The following is a 16,564-nucleotide window of genomic DNA, read 5'->3' on the forward strand; positions in this document are numbered from 1 at the left end:
CGTTTTTGCTGGGGTTTTTGGGGAAATCGGGTGTTTTAACGTGGTGTTTTGGTGGTGAAGTTGTGGTGTTTTGCGTGGTGGATGTGGTGTTTTGGCAGTCACTTTTCCGGTCTCTAAAAATGTGACAAAGATTTGGGATTTATTTTGGGGCTTTCCAATTCAGGAGAGTATTGGCATGCTTGTGCGGGCGGGCCAAGAACATAGCAGTACCTGAACCGCTTCACTCGCGTCACTTCTGGGTATCCATGATCCGTTGCGAAGAACAAAGGTTCGACGCGCGGCAGCGAGTGTTTAGACGATAGCAATCTCAACCTCTCGCTTGGCGACACGTGCCTCATTTGCTGACACAACGGCCAATGCGGAGCCCAAGCCAACATGTTCGTCTGCGATGGGCCTGTCCCCTGTTCGGACACAGTGCACGAACGCCCGCGTGGCTGCTGTCGTTGGATCTTCTCCGTCTTTAACCTGAACAGGGCTTCCAGGTCCGCGGTAGGGCATCTCGTTCGCCGGGTTGTACGAGGCACTTGTGACTGCCGGCTCATGGCCTTCGCCGGTTTTTACAACCTTGTCTACCTCTACTTTTCGTGGCTCGTAGAAGAAGGTTGCGTCCTGCAGCGTCAGGTTCAGCGAGCCTTTGGTTCCATAGAGCCAGAGCTGATCGCCCATCTTCGCATTATCGGTCATCGAGGTGAAGACCATCCGTCTGCCAGCTGGATAGCTCAGGATGACCTGGACGTTATCGTCTGTCTCACGTCCATCGTGGTAGCAGCAGATCGAGCCTGAGGCTTGCGCTGCTACCGGGTAGGAGCCCATGGCCCAGTTGGCGATATCCATGTGATGCGACCCTAGTTCGGCGATCAGCCCGAGTGACCACTGGTGATAGAGTCTCCAATTGATCAGCCGCTCCAACGATGGATCGGGCACGGGTCTCCGCCAACTGCTGTTCCGATTCCAGTAAGCCAAAACGTGAGTGACGTCGCCGATCTCGCCTGCCTGAACCCGCGTCATGGCGGCGCGAATCCAGGGAGAGTAACGGTACTGGTGACCTACTTGAAATATCTGCTTTCCGGCAGTCACATCCGTCACAATCTGTCGCGCCTGTTCGATGGTGTAGGCCATCGTCTTTTCCCCGTAGACCGGCCGACGGCTCTTTAGCGCTGCCAACACGTGCTCCGCATGTAAGCCAAGGGGCGTGGCTACAACGATTGCATCGAGGTCCTTTCGATCGAGAAGCGCGCTGTACTCGGCGTGCTTTGCTACCTCATATCCGCATACTCTGTTGAGTTGCTCAAATCGCAATGGATACACGTCAGCGGCTGCGGTGACCTTGACGCCTGGGACACGCAGAAAGCTCCGCATCAGCTCTTGTCCGCGGCTGCCAGCGCCAATGAGACCCAATCGCAGGGGCGTCTTTACCGTCGTTCGTGCAGTCTGTCGCTCCGCTCGCGTGTCGTCAGGGGAACCCTGTGGGGCAACTACGCTGGCTGCAACCTGCAGGGCAGAGCTGCTGAGCGAAGCGGAGGAAGCCAGGGCAAGAGCTGAAAGACTCTGGGTAAACGTGCGACGATCCATCCGATGATCCATCAGGGACGAACTCCTTTTCTGGTTGCGGGCATATGAGCATCGCAGGCGGAGTCCGGTGCTCCGAAGACGATGCAGGTGGGCGCACCGGGCGCCGATAAGAACAGGATAGCCTGTGTACCCTGCAGTCCGCGCAACACCTCTCGAGTCTGCGCAGGCGGGAGCACGAAGACAACGGTCGAAAGCGCATCGCTGTCGGTCGCACTCGGTGCAATGACGGTGGACTGAAGAACACCTTCCACTGGCATCAGAGTGCGGGGATCGAAGATGTGACAGTAGCGATGTCCGTTCTGGATGAAGAATTTTTCCGTGCATGCACCAGTGGAAAGAGACGTATCGTGCAGGAAAAACGTAGCCGCGATGCTCCCTGCGGTTCGGGGATCTGGAACTTCGACTGGCCACCCGGCCTTACCCGGCGGAGCGCCAAGGCCGTACAACGTGCTGCCGCCAGCTGAGAGGAATGCCGCGTGGACGCCGCTCTCGCGCAGCAGGGCCACCACGCTGTCTACCGCAAAACCCTTGCCGATGCTTCCCGGGTCCAGCTCCATTGGATTGTGGGTGGTAAATCGAACGGAATCCGTTGCCGGATCAAGTTTCACCTTGTCCCATCCGACCTGGTCGCGGAGAAGCTTCTGCTCTGCTTGCGCCGGTACATGTCCGTTCCGCGCCTTGAAACCCCAGGCACGAAGCAGGGGACCTACGGTGATGTCGAATGCTCCGTGGGATCGATCGCTCCAATCGAACGATTTGGCAAGGAAGCCGAATGTCTCAGGGTCGGTGACCACGGGTCCGTTACCCGACTCGCGACTGATCCGCGACAGCTCACTCGATGGTTGGTAGTTGCTCAGCAACGCTTCCAACCGATTGATCTCCTCGAAGGCTGCGTCCATGACCTCGTCTGCACTCTCACGATCGGGCATGTAGCATTTGATGGTGAAGACCGTACCCATCGCGGGACGGGACTCGGTATAGAGCGCCTCAGGGGATGTGGTCGGCTGTGCCACGACCGACGCTGCTCCAAACAGGAGTGCTATCTCGGCAATCAGCGACCACTGTTGAAAAGCTCTCATCTCCTCTCCTCGATCCTCAAAAAAATCTTATATGCACCCGCCACTTAGAGGTTAGAGGCTGTCGGAGGTTTGCGGCTTAAGACTTCTTAGGTTTCGGAAGGCTGCCGCGGTGATTAACTCACATCAGCTTCCGGGCGTGCCGGGGCAACAGGAGAGAAATATGAAGAGATTTTTGGGTGCTTTTGCGTTAGTCCTTGCGTTGGTCACTGGAAGCTATGCCGCAACTCAACATTCAGCTTCGGTGACTCTGTATGAAACCGTGTATGTTGGCTCGAACGCGCTGCCGGCAGGAGATTACACCCTTCATTGGCCAGATGGTTCGGGAGTGGTTGACCTTTCGATCACTGGCAACCGGCAGAAAGTGTCCATACCAATCACTGTCACTCCTAGTGCGATTGTCACGAACGGGGCGATCCTCACAGTGTCGGGAGACAAGACTCTTGTTCAAGGCTTTTCGACAAAGTTTGGTAACCTTATGATTAAAGACGCCGCAACCAAGTAACGCAACGCGTTTAGGGTCCGGGTCTTCTTATAGATCCCGGACCCTTGCCTTCGTTCCATACGACCTTTAGGGCGACTGGAACGAAGTTGCTGGGCAGATCCGGGATTCGGTCTTTCGATATGGACACAAACGTCTCGCTGCTGCTCATCGATGATGATGTGGAGCTTTGCCGGCTGATAGGGCGGTACCTGGGTAAGGCCGGTTACAGGTTGACCTGCAGCGCCAATGGCCGCGACGGTGTCACCGAAGCGATCTCAAACGCATACGATCTAGTTTTGCTGGACGTGACTCTTCCCGTTCTCGATGGCTTCGCAGTACTTCACCAGGTGCGTCGGAGCAGTACAATTCCGATCATCATGCTGACGTCCAGGAGTATGGCAACGGACCGCTTGACTGGTCTCAACAGTGGTGCGGACGATTATCTGTGCAAGCCGTTCGATCCGGAGGAACTTCTGGCTCGCATCCGTGCAGTTCTTCGTCGATCCGAACCTGCTGCGGCCAGCTCGCAGTGGCAGAGGATTGGTCCTCTGCGCATCTCGGAGACGAGCCGTGAGGTCTTTCGAGAGAATGCCCGTATCAACTTTACGGCGGTTGAGTTTGAACTACTGCTGATACTCAGCCGGGCAAACGGTCGCGTGGTCACGCGGGATTCTCTGACTACTGCGATTCAAGACAGGCAACCGAGCCACTTTGATCGAAGCCTCGATGTTCACATCAGCCACATCCGCACGAAGCTTGGTCCAGAGGGTTCGAGAATTCGCACTGTTCGGGGCACCGGATATGTTCTGGTGACAGACGATGAGGATCCACGGTGATACGGTCTCTGAGCACGGCGGTCGCGCTTGCCTCTCTGTGTGTTCTTGTCATCTGCCTGTTCACTGCATTTGCGATCTCGCAGCAAACAGAGCACGCCTACTTCGACCCGGTGTTTCACAGGATGGATCGGATGGAGTTGGAGGATGCGCGGTCGGCATTCGAAGGCAGAGGGCTACCGGCTCTGCGGGCTTATCTTCAGAGACTGGACAGGCAGTTCGGGGGCAAGCATTTTCTGCTGGATGGGAGCGGCCGGAGCATGGATGGAGGAGAAGACCACTCCAGTTCTCTTCCCCCCATTCCGGAGACAAATTCGCGGGGTTGGCACAACGGCCACTTTACTCTGACGCAGCAGTCCGAAGATCGCCGGTACTGGTTTTTCGTCACAGAAGAGAACGAAAGTCCTGGAGTATCCTTCGGCCGCTTTTATTTCCTTATCGCGGGTGTCGTTTTCGCTTTGGGAGCATTTTCAACGGCATATATTGTGCTGCCTTTGCGCAGAATGGCTGCCGTTGTTGAAAGCTTCGGAATGGGCAACATGAGTGCACGCATCGGAACGAAGCGACACGACGAGATTGGAGCTCTGGCGAAATCGTATGACGACATGGCGGATCGGCTAGAGGTTGCCTTCCGAAGAGAGCGGCAGCTATTACAGGATGTTTCTCACGAACTGCGGGCTCCGTTGACGAGGCTGAGCTTTTCGACGGAGCTGGCGAGAACGGCTCCGGACCAAAGTGTTGCAATGGATGAAGTGAAGCGAGATGTTGATCGACTCAGCTTTCTGGTCTCGGAGTTGACCGCATTGAGTCTTGGACCGCCGGGTGGCGCTCACTATGGCCTGGGGAGTTCGCCTGTTGATCTGGAGGGGATTGTGCTTGAGGCTGTTCGCGACTGCGAACTGGAGGCTGCCGCGAAGGGATGCCCGGTTTCCTGTACGGGTTCTGCAAGGGAGATGATCTCAGGCGAAGCAGAACATCTACGACGCGCGATCGGAAATGTTTTGCGGAATGCTGTTCGACATTCTCCGGAGAAGGCGACTGTTGAAGTGACGCTTCACCAGAGTCACGCCTGGTCTTCGATTATAGTTCGAGACTATGGACCGGGAGTGCCTGAAGAGCTGCTCGAGCGTATCTTCGATCCATTCTTTCAGGTCGACCCTGCTCGGTCAGCTAGCCAGGGCGGACTTGGGTTGGGGCTTTGCATTGCGATGCGATCTGTCGAACTTCACCGTGGGACCATTCGAGCGGAGAATGCAATGCCTGGACTGCGTGTCTCAATTAACCTTCCTACTGGAAGCCCTGCTCCCGACAATGACAAATGGGCAGAGTCTCGAACCAATGAAGCGACGTAGCGACAATCACGGCTGCTCTGCGAAACGGGGAGCTTGATTCCGCTAAACTAGAACTTCCCTCAGGGGAAGCCGCATGCCAGCCGAAATCATTCTCCAGCAAACCCCGGATGACGCCGCCCTCCTCGACAAGCGGGAGCAACTTGCCACTGTGCGCACGACGCTGGCCGAGCGCGAATCCGAACTTGCCCAAATCCGAGCCCAGCTCAAGACCTTTGAAGGCCGTTACCTCCGCCAAGTCGGCATCCTCTATGCCGAACTCGACGACCTGGAGGCGCGCATCGCTGAGCGTGAAGTCGATCTCTATGACTCCGACTCCGCCCGTCGCCGAGCCGAGGAGGTTCGCCAGCGCGCACAGGAGACACATGATGCCGCCTTCGGGGATGCGCGCGAAGCCGAGGAGTTCGACCCCCCACCCAGCCTCAAGACCCTCTTCCGCGATGTCGCCAAGCGCATCCACCCCGACTTCGCGCGCGATGACGTGGAGCAGAGACACTTCACACTGCTGATGGCCCGCGCTAATCAGGCGTACAGTCGCGGCGATACCGAAACCCTGCAGCGGTTGCTTGACGATCGTCGCGAGACTAATGCCTCGATCGCCGGCGAAGGCGCCGCTGCTGAGCTTCTCCGCATCACGCGCCAAATTCAGCACGCCGAGCGCGATATCGCCACGCTCGATGCCGAGCGGGATGCGCTGCTCGCCGGAGAGGTCGCCCAACTGCACCGCGACGCGGAAGCCACAGCCGGGGCGCACCGCGACCTCCTCACGGAACTCGCTACCAGCCTCCGCGAGCAGATTGCCGACGCTCGGCGCCGCTTCGAACTGATCGACCGCCAGATCAGCGCGCATGGAAGATAAAGATGGACGATAAAGCCAAAGCCGGCCTGCAGCACATTCCTATCGGCGCCGCGTTGTCACTCCATTCCACGCGTTCGAGCATCATCGCCCGCGGGCGCCGCGATGCCGCCAACGCAGCCTCGAACCCGAACTACCGGCAGGCTGTCACCGACTACAACGCCGGCAACTTCGCCGAAGCCGCAAACGGTTTTCGGCTCGCCGCCGAGCAAGGCCACGCCGAATCGCAGTATCTGCTGAGCACGTTGTACGACGCTGGTCAGGGATTGCCGCAAGACGACAGGCAGGCCGCCTACTGGGAGCGCAAGGCTGCCGAGCAGGGCCACGCTTACGCGCAGGCCAACCTCAGCTTTCGCTACTACGCAGCCGATGATTTCGCTGAAGCCTTCGCATGGTGCGAACGCGCCGCGCACAGTAACCTCGCCTGGGCTCAGTACAACGTTGGCTTGATGTATCGAAAAGGGGAGGGGGTACAACAAAGCGATATCGAAGCTGCTTACTGGTATCGCCTTGCCGCTACCCAGAACTTTGCCGAAGCTCAGCAGAAGCTAGCGGACCTCTACTACATGGGTCAAGGCGTCCCGCTCAGTTACACTCAGGCCGCCGCGTGGTATCGCGAGGCTGCTGATCAGGGCAACGCAGAGGCGCAGTTTCAGCTTGGCCACCTTTACGCGGTAGGCCACGGCGTGGAGCATGACTACACCTACTCCCGTCACTGGATTCGTCAGGCAGCTCTTCAAGGCCACGAACAGGCACTGCGCGAACTCAAGCGCCGGGAGTACCGCGATCCATGAGTTCCGCTTCAACAGTAGATGTTTACCACATGCAGAAGTCACGTGTACCTGATTTGACTCGGCTCCTCCGGCGTTCCTATACTTCTCCACACTCGAACGGCAATTCAAGGAGGAAGTCCATGTCAAAGCGTGTGCTGTTGTTCGTTCTCTTGATTGCAACCGCTACCGGCGCGTATGCACAAGAGTGGAAAGGCCATAAACCCTCTCTCGTTCCTCAGCACAGCGGCACGACACAATTGCTGATCGCGGTCAGTCCCGTGAACTCCCGCGTAGTGTGGGCGGCCGGAGCGGGTGGTACTTACGTGGTTACGACCGATGGCGGTTCGACGTGGAAGTCCGGAGTCGTGCCGGGAGCCGAAGGTCTGCAGTTCCGCGACGTGCAAGGCGTAAGCGATCGAGTTGCATATCTCATGTCGATCGGGAATGACACCGGAGATTTTCGCATCTATAAGACGGAAGACGCCGGCGCACACTGGACTGTTCAGTTTACGAATAAGACGGCGAACGCCTTCTATGATTGCTTCGCGTTCTGGGGGCCGGATCGCGGCATCACGCATAGCGATTCCGTCAACGGAGTATTTCCCGACATTCGCACCAGCGATGGCACGACATGGCACTCGATCGCCCACATGCCGCCTGCGTTGCCAGGCGAAGCGTCGTTCTCTTCCAGCGGAACCTGCATCACTACAGAAGGATGGCAAAACGCGTGGATTGCCACAGGCGGCTCAAGCATCGCGCGAATCTTGGCGACTCGGGATGGCGGCTATGCGTGGAATGCGTATGACACTCCGTTCGTGAGCAACGCCAATGCAGGCGCCTTGTCGGTAGCGTTCCGCGATCCCTGGCACGGCATCGTCGGTGGCGGCGATTTGACCAACGACAGCGCTACGCAGGCAGCAACTTCGGATAATGGCGGCCAGAGATGGACGCTTACCACCAAACCACCTATTCCTGGAGCGATCTTCTGTCTCGCCTATGTTCGTGGCGTTGAACACAAGGATGATTGGCGGCATCGAGACGACTTCGGCCATGAACACGACCGGAGTGTGGTGATCACGACAGAGACTCAGCCGAACTTCAGCTCCGGTGCAGCTGCCTGGAGTCCGGATGAAGGACAAACCTGGATCAAACTGTCGGAGGTGAGCGGCTATTGGGCGGTCGCTTTTGCGAATCCGGAGGCCGGATGGTTCGTAGGCAACAACGGCCAGATTTTGAAGATTAGTTTCTAGTCGCTGCCTCTTCCGCACTGGATGATAACGACATCCTTGTAGGTACGGGCTTGTGTGTTTTTGCGATTAGCGACGAGAGCGGGATGATGCAGATACAATTTTGTAACTACGAGGACATCCCTTCCATGTATTCGAAATTTCTCACATCCTTCAATCCTGCTTTCCTGGCGAAGTTGGCCCTGAGTGCAACTGTTGCAATCTTGTGTGCGCCAGTGTTCGCCCAAGCGCCCCATCCGGTGGATGCTGCGGAACAACAGCGTGTGGATGCGATGGTGAAGCAGATGACGCTTCAGCAAAAGCTGGACTACATCGGAGGAACAGGGTTTGGGGTGCGGGCAGTTCCGTCGGCCGGGATTCCTGCGCTCGATATGTCGGATGGCCCCTTTGGGACGAGATCGAATTCGGGGTTTCCTTCGACGACGTATGGAGCAGGAATCAATACGGCAGCTTCGTGGGATCCTGCGCTGGCGGCGCGGGTGGGGGCAGGCATTGGGCGTGATGCGCGGGCACGTGGTGTTCACTTCATGCTTGGGCCCGGGGTGAATATCTACCGTTCGCCGCGAAATGGGCGCAACTTTGAATACTTCGGCGAGGATCCGTTCCTTTCAGGGCAGATCGCCGTTGGTTACATCACGGGGATGCAGGAGCAGGGCGTCAGCGCGACGGTCAAGCATTATCTCGGCAACAATAGTGAGTTTTTGCGGCACGACTCAGATACCGAGATTGATGAACGCACCTTGCGCGAGATCTATCTGCCAGCCTTTGAGGCGGCGGTGAAGCAGGGGCATGTGAGCTCGGTGATGGACTCTTACAACCTGATCAATGGACAACATGCAACCCAGAACAGCTACTTCAACATCGACATTCTGCGTAAGGAATGGGGCTTCAAAGGCGTGTTGATGTCGGACTGGGATGCGACCTACGATGCGATTGGCGCGGCGAACGGCGGGCTCGATATAGAGGAACCAAGCGGAAAGTTTATGAACAATGCAAACCTGGGCCCGGCGATACAGGCCGGCAAGGTAACCGAGGCGACGATCGACGAGAAGGTGCGGCATATCCTCGGGACGGCTGCTTCCTATGGCTGGCTGAATCGCGATCAACGCGATACGTCGATCTCTTTCGTCGACGCGAAAAATAAAGAGGCTGCCCTTGATTCGGCTCGCGAGGGGGCTGTGCTGCTTAAGAACACAGGTAATTTGTTGCCGTTGGATAAGTCGGCGGTTAAGACGATTCTGATTGTAGGGCCGGACTCTTATCCGAGCGTGCCGGTGGGTGGAGGAAGCGCTGGAGTAGTGCCGTTCCATATGGTGAGTGCGCTTGAGGGAATCTCGAACATGGTGGGTTCGGGGACGACGGTGCTTTACGATCGCGGTGTTCCGACGTTGTCGCATCTGGCGTCCGCTACTGAATTTACGACCGATGCCAAGAACGGTAAAGCAGGACTGACGCTTGAGAGCTTTAAAAATCTGGACCTGTCCGGCCTTCCGGCTACAAAGCTAGTTATTCGCCATGCTGTGCTGGAAGGACTCACTATAAAGGATGTGATTGCAAACGTGGAAGCGGTGATCGAGATGCTGTTCAACTCGCCACCGTCTGAGGTCTCGCATCGACTCACCGGTTTTTACAATGCCGCGACCTCGACGAAATACATCTTTGCGCTGGAGGACTCTGGTGAGGGATCAGGCAATCGGGTGTATGTCGATGACAAGCTGGTGATCGACAACTGGAAGATTGTGCGCGCGTTTCAGCCGCACGTAACGCTCGAGCTGGCGGCAGGGCCTCACAAGGTTGTCATCGAAGAGTGGCAAAAGAGTCCCATCGGAGGCCATGTGGAGCTGGCGATCGTGCCGGAAGACAAGGTGGTGAATCCGCAGGCGGTACAGCTTGCCGCTAAAGCGGATGTGGTTCTGGTGGAAGCTGGCTTCGATCAAGAAAGCGAGGGCGAAGCTGGCGACAGGACGTTCGCGTTGCCGTATGGACAGAGCGAACTGATTCGCGAGATCACGGCGGCAAATCCGAAGGTTGTCGTCGCTATCACGTCGGGCGGAAATGTGGATTCGGCGAAGTGGATTGATCGCGTGCCCGCAGTGTTGGAGACATGGTACGCGGGACAGCAGGCGGGACAGGCGCTGGCTGAGATATTGTTCGGCGACGTTAATCCGTCGGGACATCTGCCCGCCACCTTTGAGCGCAATGCAGAGGACAATCCAACCTTCGCGAACTACTATCCCGAGGGTGACTCAAAGCGGGTCGACTACAAGGAAGGGATCTTTGTTGGATACCGCGGTTATGAGAAGAACAAGGTCAAGCCCCTGTTTCCGTTTGGATACGGTCTCTCGTACACCACCTTCAAGTTTACGAATCTGAAGTTCGATCAGAACGGCTCTGGCGATGAGGCTAGAGGCACGGCCAGCTTCGACGTGACGAACACGGGTAGTCGAAAAGGTGCTGAAGTCGCGCAGCTCTACGTGACGGAGGACCACCCGAAGGTGCCGCGACCAGAGCATGAGTTGAAGGGCTTCCAGCGGATAGAACTTTCACCCGGCGAGACGAAGCATGTCGAGATTCCATTGGAGGCGAGGTCGTTTTCTTACTATGATGTTGCGGCCAAGAGATGGGCGATTGGATCGAATCGATTCACGATTTCCGTAGGTGATTCGGTTGAATCGCTGCCGCTGAAGACGGGGGTTACTTTGAAGACCAGCGGGAACTGACGGAACTCCAAGCGGATCGCCTGGCCGATAGCTTTCAGATAGCCGAAGCATCGGGGGGGATCTTGGTGCGCACCTCCGAACTACTGTGGCTCGCCCGTTAAGCCGTTATAGTGCTTGAAATACCTATGACAGGCCTGGAACGTAAGGAAGCACGACGAAGGGTTTTGGGAAGTGTGGGTGATGATCGTACCGCAGTCGGTTAGAACTTCACGCGCTGCAGGAGCTCGCCAAATCTTGGGTCGGAACGCAGCCCATTTAGCGTGGGGTCCACCTTCACGTATGCCATGGATGTGGAATGGTCCGCAGAGCTCTTTTCCAGCCAATTCAGAGCCTGGCCATTCTCCCTCAGCCCAGCGTAGATCATCGCCATCGCAAACGCAGGGACGTATTGGTGAGCCGATTTATTCAGCAGAGTGACGAGAATCTCACGTGCCTCGCGAGTCCTGCCGGCCATCGCATAGGCATGCCCCAGCCCGGCAGTGTAATAGACGTCGCCTCCCGACAACTGTACGGCATGGGTGAACTCCGTAATTGCCTGGTCATACAAACCCCTTGTTTCATAGACGTCGCCCAGACGAAAGTGCGTACGCGGAAAGCTTGGATCGATGTCGATTGCCTTGTTCAAGGTCTGGATAGCCTCTTCATAGTGGCCTGCCAGGCAGAACGTCCAGCCCGCGTTGCTGTTCACACTCAACGACAGGGGGTCCTCCTCCACCGCGCGCCGCGCCTCCACCAGCGCCTCAGGAAAGCGCCCCATCGCCGCAAGATTTTCGGCATTCCATGAGTGTGCCATCGCGTAGTTGGGATTCACATCGAAGGCGCGCTGAAACTCGTTCTGCGCCGCGGGGCCATTCCAGTCGTAATAGAAGTCAATCAACCCCAGAGTCGCGTGCGCGTCGGCCAGATCTTCGTTCATCCGGAGAGCCTTGTTCGCCGCATCCCGTGCCGCCGGAAACGCCTCCTGTGGGGGAATCGCCGCATATAGCCCCAGCGCGGCATAGGAGTCGGCCACTCCTTCATATGCCTCAGCGAAGTTCGGATCCATCCGTATCGCCTCGCGGAAGTACTCCAGCCCCTTCATCATCCCCTCGTTCGTCCGTTTGTTCCAGTAGTACCTGCCCTTGACGAACGCGCTGTAAGCCTCCTGATTCTCTGTGGGCCTCTTCGTAAACCTCTTCTCTTCCTTGTTGTTCAACTGCAGACGAATGGAATGGGCGACCCGCTCCGAGACCTCATCCTCCAGGCTGAAGATATTCGTGAACTCCTCATCGAACGCCTGTGCCCACAACTGCGCTCCGTCCGCTACCCTCACCATCTGGACGGTCATCCGCACGCGATTCCCCTCGCGCTGAATCCTCCCATCGATGATCGCGTCTACCTGCTGCTCCTTCCCGGCACCCTCCGCGCTGATGGAGCTGCTCCTGTACTTCTCGATCGCGCTGGTCGGCCGGACCAGGATCTTCCCTGTATTGGACAGTCTCGTAATCAGCGCGTCAGCCGTTCCCAGGCCAAGGTACTCATCGGAACCCGCGCCCCCTATCATCGCAAAGGGCAGTACAGCCAGCGATTTGATCGGACGGCCGTTTGCCGAAGCTGTAGCCACATGCCTGCTCGCCAGCCACCAGCCAGTCATAGCCAATAGACCAGCGAGTGCAATAGCAGGGCCGGCCATCCACTTCCACCCGGCCAGCATCGATGGCAAAGCCGCGTACACGATTGGAGTCATAGCCGCCGGCTCTTCCTCCACGTGCTTTGGGTGCAGGTCGATGGATTCCAGCGGAACCTCCTGCCCCTCCACGACCTGAGCCACAAAGCGATAGCCCTGCTTCGAAACAGTCTCAATATAGATATGCTTCCCGCGATCGTCGCCCAGAATCTTCCTCAAATGCGAGACCGTCACCGCCAGATTGCCTTCCTCGACCGACACTCTCGGCCAAAGAGCGTCCATCAGCTTTTCTTTCACCAGCAGCTGGCCATTGTTCTCCACCATCAGCACAAGCAGGTCGAACGCCTTCGGAGTTACGGAAACAGGTCTGCCCTGGCGTAGAAGAAGCCTCTGAACCGGATCCAGACTGAAGCTTCCAAATTCGTATAAGTGGCTGACCGTATGGGACATCGAGCTTAATAATTCCTTTATCTTTTTTTCGCACTTCTCAAAAGACTTTCTTCCGCTCTCAATCTACGGTGACTGGAACCTCATCACGGGAGTTCTCCGTAGGCCCGAGATTATAGGCACAGCGAACTACGCAAGTCGAGACGTAAAAGAGGAGCGGCCATGCATGACGCAGCCCATCGCCCGAACCATCCGGTGAAGATCAGCCCCTTCAACCAAATCCCAGCCGCCATCGATGTCACCGGGAATCACGGACTGCTTCCAAGCCTCCTGAAGAGACCGGCGACCCACAGACTCGCCCCGCGCTCTGGAGTGTTCTTCCTGTTGGCTCTACTCCTCGTGCTCACCGTCGGCACCACCTGCGCACAGACCAGCCGCGCAAACCTCTCCGGAACTGTCGAGGACGCCACCGGAGCCAAGATACCCAAAGCCCTGGTCGTCATCACCAACATCGACACTAAGATCAGTCGAAGCATCACGGCCAACGATGACGGCATCTACAACGCCCCCGCCCTGCCCCCCGGCAACTACATCGTCAAAGTCTCCGCCCCCGGGTTCGCCGGCGAAACGCGCAAAGGAGTCGTCCTCACCGTCGGGGAAGCCTCCCTCATCAACTTCTCCCTCAAGGTCGGCAGTATCACCCAGGAGGTCGTCGTCACAGAGAGCCCTGCCTCGGTCGACGTCACCAGCTCCCAGCTTAGCAACGCCGTCAGTGGCCACGAGATGCGTGAGCTCCCCCTCAATGGCCGCTCCTGGACCGACCTTGCCTCCCTCTCCCCCGGCGTCACCGTCATTCAGACCCAACCTCCTGTAAGTGCGCCCGACCGCATGAAGCGAGGACTTGGCGGTCAACTCAGCATCGCCGGTGGGCGTCCCCAGCAGAATAGCTACCTCCTCGACGGAATCAACATCAACGACTACTCCAACGCAGGCCCCGGAAGCGTGCTCGGAGGCAACATCGGAGTGGACGCACTCCAGGAGTTCACCGTCGTCACCACCAATCCCACCGCACAGTATGGCCGTACCGCAGCTGGAGTCATCAGCGCCGTCACCCGCTCAGGAACGAACTCTTTCCACGGAAGCGCCTACGAGTTCGCCCGCAACGCTGCCCTCGACGCCCGCAACTACTTCGATCCCGTACAGAAGCCGGACTTCAGCCGCAACCAGTTCGGAGCCTCCTTCGGCGGACCCATTCAAAAAGAAAAGACCTTCGTCTTCGGCGACTACGAAGGCGTCCGCCAAAACCTCGGCGTCTCCTACATCGATACCGTTCCTTCTCCAGCCGCACGCGCCGGAACCCTCTGCGTCCCCTCGCCAGACGGCTCCAACCCCTGCGCCTCCACCATGCAGGTGACCCCCGACCCCGCCATCGTCAACTTCCTGAACACCTTCATCCCCTTACCCAACACCGGAACCACCCAGGGCGACACCGGCACCTTTACCTTCCCCGCCTATCAGGTCACCAGCGAAAACTACTTCACCATCAGAGTCGACCGCACCTTCTCCCAGAAGGACACCGCCGCCGTCGTCTACATGTACGACAACTCACCGAGCCAGCAGCCGGATGCCTTCAACAACGTCCTCACCCTTAGTAAAACCGTTCGCCAGGCAGTGTCGATCCTGGAAACGCACATCCTCTCCTCCGCCACCGTAAATACCTTCCACGCTGGCTTCAGCCGCGACAACGCCGGCTCCCCCTACGCCGCCTCCGCCATCAAGCCGGCCGCTGCCGACCCGCAGTTCGGCTTTCAGCCCGGAGACAGCGCAGGAATCGTTCAGGTCCCCGGCATCACCACCTTCACCGGAGGCGTCAGCGCTGCCAGCCCGCTGCTCTTTCGATGGAACTCCTTCCAAGGCTACGACGACGTCTCCCACACCGCCGGCAAGAACAACATCACCTTCGGTGTCAGCATCGAGCGCATTCAGGACAATCAGGAGAGCTCCGACGCCCCCGGCGGCAACTTCTCCTTCCCCTCGCTTGACGCCTTCATCACCAACCAGCCACAGTCTTTCATCACCACTCTGCCCTCCACCCTCACCCCGCGCAATCTGCGCCAGACCATCTTCGGAGCCTACGTTCAGGACGATCTCCGCCTGAATCCCAACCTTACCCTCAACCTCGGTCTCCGTTATGAGGCCGCCTCGGTCCCCTACGAGATCAACGGCAAGCTCTCCAACCTCCGCATCCTGCAGGGCAACACCCCCTACCTCGGCAACCCCTACATCAAGAACCCAACCTTCAAAAACTTTCAGCCCAAGGTAGGCTTCGCCTGGGATCCCTTCCACGATGGCAACACCTCCATCCGCGGAGCCTTCGGCATCTACGACGTGCTTCCTTACATCGTCGAAATGGGCAGCGGCGTTGACGCAGCCTACCCCTTCGCCCAGGACGCCAGCACCGGCGTCCTTCCCGCAGGAGCCTTTCCCACCACCGCCTACCAGATCGTCGCCAACAACCCCGCAAACCGCAACTACTACGTCCTTCAGTACAATCCCCCGCGCAACTACATCATGATGTGGAATCTCAACGTCCAGCGCGCCATCGCCAAGAACACCACCTTGCTCGTCGGCTACGTCGGCTCTCGCGGCGTCCACAACTGGTACCAGACCGACGACGCCAACATCGTCCTCCCCACCACTCCTGATGGAAAGAGCTTCTACTGGCCCACGCCCATCGGCAGCGGCACCGTCGTCGATCCACTCGTCGGTCAAACCCTCGATGCACGCTGGAACGGCAGCTCCTCCTTCCACGGGCTGGAGACCCAGATCACTCAATCTCCCTGGCACGGCCTCCAGGGTCAGCTCTCTTACACCTGGTCCCGCTGCATCGATACCAGCTCCGGTTCGGCTGCCTCCGATCAGTACAGAAACTCACTCAACGTCGACCTCTACATCGCACCCGCCACCCATCGCGGCCCCTGCGACACCAACGTCGGCCAGAACCTCACCATCAACGCAATCTGGAACCTCCCCGGAGACCAGGCCCGGCATGGCATCGCCGGATGGGCCATCAACGGCTGGCAGACCGGCGGCATCTTCAGCGCGGCCAGCGGAGCTCCCTTCAGCGTCACCATCGGCGGAGATCCCCTCGGAACCAACGCCGCCATCCCCTTCGACTTTCCCGACCGAATCAAAGGCTGCGGCAAAAGTCTTACCACCGGAGATCCAAACGGGTTTATCAATCTCAAATGCTTTGCCTTCCCCAACCCCGTCAATCGCATGGGTAACGCTGGGAGAAACGAGCTCACCGGCCCCAGAAGCATCAACTTCGACTTCTCTCTCTACAAGAACACGCCCATTGAGCGGTTCGGCAAAGGCGCCAACCTCCAGCTTCGCGCTGAGATCTTCAACCTCATGAACCACGCCGACTTCGCAGCGCCCACCGACCACTTCCAAATCTACGATGGCTCAGGAAACGGCGTTCCCTCCGCCGGTCTGATCGACCAAACAACTCTCACCTCCAGGCAAATTCAATTAGCGGTCAAGCTCACCTTCTAATTCGCCCACACCTCTCGCCAGTACCTGCATCCCGAGCAGCACA

At 58.0% G+C, this 16,564-nt stretch carries 11 protein-coding genes; 8 read left to right on the plus strand and 3 right to left on the minus strand.

What is annotated here, in order from left to right; all coding sequences use genetic code 11:
* Positions 1 to 291 precede the first annotated feature (291 nt).
* Positions 292 to 1,584 (minus strand): Gfo/Idh/MocA family protein, encoded by a 1,293-nt coding sequence (locus RBB75_RS04530; protein ID WP_353069702.1) that lies wholly within the window; start codon positions 1,582 to 1,584, stop codon positions 292 to 294.
* On the minus strand, positions 1,584 to 2,651 hold the full coding sequence (locus RBB75_RS04535; RefSeq protein WP_353069703.1) for an FAD:protein FMN transferase: 1,068 nt from the start codon (positions 2,649 to 2,651) through the stop codon (positions 1,584 to 1,586). The genes RBB75_RS04530 and RBB75_RS04535 overlap by 1 nt, the downstream gene beginning before the upstream one ends.
* A 160-nt stretch (positions 2,652 to 2,811) precedes the next feature.
* Between RBB75_RS04535 and RBB75_RS04540 the strand changes: the two genes are divergently transcribed.
* The 7 genes from RBB75_RS04540 to RBB75_RS04570 all read left to right on the plus strand — a co-directional run bounded on the left by RBB75_RS04540 (position 2,812) and on the right by RBB75_RS04570 (position 10,910).
* Positions 2,812 to 3,153, plus strand: coding sequence for a hypothetical protein (locus tag RBB75_RS04540; protein WP_353069704.1), 342 nt, complete (start codon positions 2,812 to 2,814; stop codon positions 3,151 to 3,153).
* Between the two features lie 119 nt (positions 3,154 to 3,272).
* Entirely contained in the window at positions 3,273 to 3,968 is a 696-nt protein-coding gene (locus RBB75_RS04545; protein ID WP_353069705.1) for a response regulator transcription factor, read from the plus strand.
* Positions 3,965 to 5,317 carry a sensor histidine kinase gene (locus RBB75_RS04550; protein ID WP_353069706.1) on the plus strand — a complete coding sequence of 451 codons (1,353 nt, stop codon included), beginning with the start codon at positions 3,965 to 3,967 and terminating at the stop codon, positions 5,315 to 5,317. The genes RBB75_RS04545 and RBB75_RS04550 overlap by 4 nt, the downstream gene beginning before the upstream one ends.
* A gap of 73 nt (positions 5,318 to 5,390) precedes the next feature.
* Positions 5,391 to 6,173 carry a hypothetical protein gene (locus RBB75_RS04555; protein WP_353069707.1) on the plus strand — a complete coding sequence of 261 codons (783 nt, stop codon included), beginning with the start codon at positions 5,391 to 5,393 and terminating at the stop codon, positions 6,171 to 6,173.
* Positions 6,174 to 6,175: 2 nt separating this feature from the next.
* A complete protein-coding gene (locus RBB75_RS04560) occupies positions 6,176 to 6,964 on the plus strand; it encodes a tetratricopeptide repeat protein (protein ID WP_179639526.1) in 789 nt (262 codons plus the stop codon).
* Between the two features lie 119 nt (positions 6,965 to 7,083).
* Positions 7,084 to 8,193, plus strand: a complete 1,110-nt coding sequence (locus RBB75_RS04565; protein WP_353069708.1) for a hypothetical protein — start codon at positions 7,084 to 7,086, stop codon at positions 8,191 to 8,193.
* 125 nt (positions 8,194 to 8,318) lie between these two features.
* A complete protein-coding gene (locus RBB75_RS04570; RefSeq protein ID WP_353069709.1) occupies positions 8,319 to 10,910 on the plus strand; it encodes a beta-glucosidase in 2,592 nt (863 codons plus the stop codon).
* 199 nt (positions 10,911 to 11,109) lie between these two features.
* Here RBB75_RS04570 and RBB75_RS04575 read toward each other — a convergent pair whose 3' ends face one another.
* Positions 11,110 to 13,026, minus strand: a complete 1,917-nt coding sequence (locus RBB75_RS04575) for a tetratricopeptide repeat protein (protein WP_353069710.1) — start codon at positions 13,024 to 13,026, stop codon at positions 11,110 to 11,112.
* Positions 13,027 to 13,185: 159 nt separating this feature from the next.
* On the opposite strand from RBB75_RS04575, the gene RBB75_RS04580 reads away from it, so the two are divergent.
* Positions 13,186 to 16,521, plus strand: coding sequence for a TonB-dependent receptor (locus tag RBB75_RS04580; protein WP_179639529.1), 3,336 nt, complete (start codon positions 13,186 to 13,188; stop codon positions 16,519 to 16,521).
* The last annotated feature ends 43 nt before the right edge of the window (positions 16,522 to 16,564 follow it).

The sequence above is a fragment of the Tunturibacter empetritectus genome (genome assembly GCF_040358985.1).
Lineage (GTDB): Bacteria > Acidobacteriota > Terriglobia > Terriglobales > Acidobacteriaceae > Edaphobacter > Edaphobacter empetritectus.